Origin of the sequence: Microcystis sp. M179S2 (assembly GCF_020245805.1) — a bacterium.
Lineage (GTDB): Bacteria > Cyanobacteriota > Cyanobacteriia > Cyanobacteriales > Microcystaceae > Microcystis > Microcystis aeruginosa.
Genome location: NZ_JADBUE010000244.1, coordinates 1 through 4,351 on the forward strand (window position 1 = coordinate 1; position 4,351 = coordinate 4,351).

Annotated in this window: 5 protein-coding genes and 2 pseudogenes; 3 read left to right on the plus strand and 4 right to left on the minus strand. The window is 37.4% G+C overall.

What is annotated here, in order from left to right; translation table 11 throughout:
• Positions 1-479: 479 nt before the first annotated feature.
• The 3 genes from IM500_RS15090 to IM500_RS15100 form a co-directional block, all read right to left on the minus strand.
• A complete protein-coding gene (locus tag IM500_RS15090; protein WP_190719940.1) occupies positions 480-887 on the minus strand; it encodes a type II toxin-antitoxin system VapC family toxin in 408 nt (135 codons plus the stop codon).
• 5 nt (positions 888-892) lie between these two features.
• Positions 893-1,153: a hypothetical protein gene (locus IM500_RS15095; protein WP_008202575.1), complete on the minus strand. Its 261-nt coding sequence runs from the start codon at positions 1,151-1,153 to the stop codon at positions 893-895.
• 114 nt (positions 1,154-1,267) lie between these two features.
• A complete protein-coding gene (locus IM500_RS15100) occupies positions 1,268-2,245 on the minus strand; it encodes a hypothetical protein (RefSeq protein ID WP_242034539.1) in 978 nt (325 codons plus the stop codon).
• Positions 2,246-2,686: 441 nt separating this feature from the next.
• Here IM500_RS15100 and IM500_RS24820 point away from each other — a divergent pair.
• Positions 2,687-3,103: pseudogene (locus tag IM500_RS24820) on the plus strand (PIN domain-containing protein).
• A 63-nt stretch (positions 3,104-3,166) separates the two neighbouring features.
• Here IM500_RS24820 and IM500_RS15110 read toward each other — a convergent pair.
• Positions 3,167-3,787 (minus strand): PEP-CTERM sorting domain-containing protein, encoded by a 621-nt coding sequence (locus IM500_RS15110; RefSeq protein ID WP_287738852.1) that lies wholly within the window; start codon positions 3,785-3,787, stop codon positions 3,167-3,169.
• A gap of 40 nt (positions 3,788-3,827) precedes the next feature.
• On the opposite strand from IM500_RS15110, the pseudogene IM500_RS15115 reads away from it, so the two are divergent.
• Both IM500_RS15115 and IM500_RS15120 read left to right on the plus strand, forming a co-directional pair.
• Positions 3,828-3,998 (plus strand): annotated as a pseudogene (locus IM500_RS15115) (type II toxin-antitoxin system HicA family toxin); the annotation flags it as partial.
• Positions 3,985-4,203, plus strand: coding sequence for a type II toxin-antitoxin system HicB family antitoxin (locus IM500_RS15120; RefSeq protein ID WP_272082946.1), 219 nt, complete (start codon positions 3,985-3,987; stop codon positions 4,201-4,203). The pseudogene IM500_RS15115 and the gene IM500_RS15120, both read left to right, overlap by 14 nt.
• The last annotated feature ends 148 nt before the right edge of the window (positions 4,204-4,351 follow it).

Genomic DNA, 4,351 nt, shown 5'->3' on the forward strand with positions numbered 1-4,351 from the left:
AAAACCAATTTGGGAAGGATCAAAGGTGACGGTTAGGTTGGAGTTGTCCCGCGTTCCTACAACATTAAAGCGTAGCAGACTAAAGCGATTTAATTGATTAACCCCAATAGCTGTACCTTGACTTGCTTCGGGGACTGCACCACCACTTAAGTTATCAATGAGTCCGTTAGTATTATCTAATGTACCGCCTCGGAATAGGGGGAAATTAGAGGTAATTAAAGGACTATTAACATTGCTAATATCAGCAAAGTTGTTGATATTTTGGGCAACATCCGCAGCAAAACCAAAGTCAAGGGAGTTAATGATTAAACCAGCTGCATTGGTACGAATATCACCGACTAGGATTTCGGCAAAGAAGCTATTACCGAGAATAGGATTGTTCCCTGTGATTTCATTACCAACTGTCCCGTTATTATCCTCATACAGTTTCAGTTGGAAGGAAACGAGGTTAACATTAGCGAGGTTGTATTTTTATTGGTTTATGGTACACAAATAATTCCTAATCCTGCCATTTGACGAATATGATCATCAAAAGCGAATACCTCGAATATTTGCAAGCGATGAGCCATAACTAAAATAGAACAATCTGTGTAACTCCATTTTTTATCATTGTATTTACAGAAAGCCTCCCATGTTGCCAGATCGTCACTATCTGATAGATTAATATAATGATGATCTTCTCTTAGTATTTGACCTACTTGAATTGAGGCTTTACTGGAAACCTTACTCCGGAGCCAAGTAACCGTTTCATCAAATACTGATTCTAGAATAATCCAACTATTATGAGGATTTTCTAGGCAATAATTTTGAGCGGTTTCGTGATGAGTTTCAGATTTAATAAAAAAAGCAATTAAAGCAGAAGTATCGACAATAATTTCTTTAGTCACAAATTTTAATAGAGAGTTTCATCAATGTTTTCAGCGTAGTTAGTAACAACTTGACCATGATTATCTTGTCCGATAATATATTTAGGTTCAGGTTGGTTAATTTCTAAACTTCCGCAAAGTTCCCAAGTGCGAGTTTTAGTAATATCTGGTAATTTAGTTTGAATATAATTTTCCAAAGCTTTGATGACAATCTCTTGAACCGAGGATTTTTGTTCTTGTAAACGAGATATTAATTCATCAGGAATTTCGAGCAATATTTGAGTCATTGATAAACCTTAGAGATTAACGTTGTCTTACTAAAATTCTAGCTTGTCTTTGAATTATTAACAAAGAGACGCAAACGCAATCGCTTACGTCCCCAATTTATCCTAAATCAAAGTTTACTGCTTCAATAACCGAAAAATCACCCGTTTTAAGCTAAATCCCCCAAGGAGAAGTAAACCAATCACGTTATCGCCTTCGGGGACAGACTGCGGTGGTGGGGGAGGGTTAGCTGGGGAAAATTGGAACTGTACTTCACCATTATAATAATTATAGTAAGCTATTGGTGTAGTATAGCGATCATCGCCCGAAAAACCTTTGGAGCAGTTATAACTTATAGGTGTACCTTTACATAAATATTTTGCTTGTTGCCAAAGATAATACTTTTGATTAGTAGAATCAAAAAATAAATTCCAATTAAAAAGAATGTATCTTTCACTATTCAGAGAGGTAAAAACAATTCCGTTATAGGTTAGCGGTAGTAAATTATCATAATATTTGAGGTAATAATTTTTATTAATGCTTGGAGTTCCCATCTCAGGAATCAAGCCAGGTGGAGGCACTTGAAACATACTATCTCCCCACGCATCTATCCCTGTAATCCCCGTAACAAAACATTGACTTGTAAAATTGTTACAATCGTTAGTTGTAAAAGTTCCCGCAGAAAATCTGTTACCAATTCCAATTGTAAAATTCCATAACTGGGAAGCTGAAGCAGGATTAGAATTAACAAGAAGCATTCCAGCAGTTGCAAGGGTAACTCCAGAAATCAAGCCTAAAACGTTACTGATTTTCTTACACAGTTTCATCAATTTATTGAAAACCGCGCCACCACTACCTCGGTTAGCATAATTTCGACTAAAAACCGAATCAACAGCAGTTTCTGTTCCGGCAAATCCGCCATAAATCCCGACATTATTTTTTAGGGTGAAGGTTGCATTCCTGTCTGTTCCTGTAGTGGGTTTATAAGTACCCGCAGTCACCCAAATTTCATCGCCAGCTTGTGCCGCAGTTAGCGCACTTGCTAAACTACCATAAGCATTATTCCAAGCGGAACCATTACCAGTAGAACCGGATTTAACGTAGATGATAGCCATGATATACCTCGTGTGAAAAAGATAGTACAGAGTCAATAGGGAATCCACCCGAACCTTAGTTCGAGTTAGATAAAGTTGATAAGTAAGCGAATAGTGGAGAAAACTGTCTCTAGAGACAGCAAAACCATTAATCAAGCTTGGATGTCAGAAAATTTAGCACTGGCTAGGGATGATGCTTAGATTGTAGCGGTGAATAATCCTAAGCCTAGTTTATTTTTTTTTTTCATTCATCAGCAGAGCTTATTAAATAAACCATGCAGAGAGAAAATATCTGGTATAATGGCACTCCTGCAAGGATTTACCTAGGAATAAGCCGATTTATGTTGCTAAGGTTATATTTTGAGCAACTTTTGTCAAGTTAGCCAGCAAATTAAGTTATTTTGTGACCAGTTAGGGTAGGGAGATGACTACAGCCTTGTCATCGGAGTCAGCCATGGCAATTTGGCCGTTATTCCTCAAGAAGTTTACCATGAGGTAACAACAGGAACAACAGGAACTCATCCAGCAGTTAATTTAGTTCAATTAGCAGACTGGATAGAGAGACGAACCATTAGCAGTTCAGAAAAAGTCTCTACTTTGAAAACGATAACTAATTTAGGTTGGGGTGAATGTGCTGCTAGGATTTTAGCTGAAGAATTAGAAGCCGATCAATTATTGATTGATGATTGAGAAGCTAGGCGAGTTGCTTGATCTCGAAATTTTAAAATTACTGGTACATTAGGTATTTTATTAGTCGCCAAACACCTAGGATTAATTACTAGCGTTCAGGAAGTTTTAGAGGCGTTAATTACTCAGGGTAAACCTATTAATCCAAGACTGTATCAAGAGGTTTTATCTACCGCACAAGAATCATTTTAATTATTCAATAATTGCTGATAAAGGGACGTAAACATCATCACTCACGTCCCCTGAAAATATCAATTAACTATCATTACTATTGTCTTGATTGCGCTTTTTAGACAGCAATACACCTAACCCTAATATTACCATTGCCAAAATTGTAGAAGGTTCGGGAATAGCTGTCGATGAACCCACTTGAACTATTTTTATAAACTGACTTTGATTACCAGAATAACTGGCAACACTGCCATCGCTAAAACCAGTTTGAGATAAATCAATATTAAGTACCAGACCAGAATTACCATTGCCGATTACTTGGAAGTGCAATAAACTAAAAGTATCCAATTGATTAATTCCCAGAGGTGAACCAATGCCCAAAAATGGTAAAGAACCGCCGCCTAAGTTAGTAATTGAACCATTGGTATTGTCTAAGATTCCCGTGCGTCCAAAGGGGAAACTAGAGGTAACAAGAGGACTATTGATATCTAAGGGAGTGAAAGGATTGTCGATGTTTTGAATTGAGCGAGGATCGAAGGATAAATTAATGGCACTGCTAGTGATACCGACCGGATTAATATCACTATTTTCCATTAAAATTTCCACAAAAAATCTATCGCCTACACGGAGAGGACTATTAATAATAGTTCCAGGTAGGCCACTATTATCAGTTTTGAGGTTGAATTGAGTAGTCAGACTAGACATAATGTAGTTCTCCTGAGTTAAAAAAGTTAGCGAGTTAAAACAAATGCTACGCAAAGCAGGATTTATTCAAAAACCCGGCAAGGGAAGTCACACTAACTGGGTACATCATCTGTACTCTGGTAAAGTTACTGTTTCTGGAAAAGACAGTACCGATGCAAAGCTGTATCAAGAAAAAGAAGGTAAGAGGAATCAAGAAAATGGCACAAATTAAATATCCCATGGTGATTCAATGGTCTGATGAAGACAATTGTTTTTTGGTTGCATTGCCTGATTTTCCAGGGCAATATTGGCGTACTCATGGAGATACTTATGAGGAAGCTGTCGCTAAGGGAAAAGAAGCTATAGAATCGCTAATGATTGCTTATCAAGCAGATAATGAACCCTTACCTGAACCTTTATTTTGTAGGATGGGTTAGGAAGTGCGCTAACCCATCAAAACCTATTGTAATTAACCGGAATGGTTGGGTTTCCTTGGGTCAACCCAACCTACAGAGTTAATCTAAACAACTAACCCAAATTCGGAATTGAAGGGAACTAATTCCGCCAGATTAATTCTTCCATCTC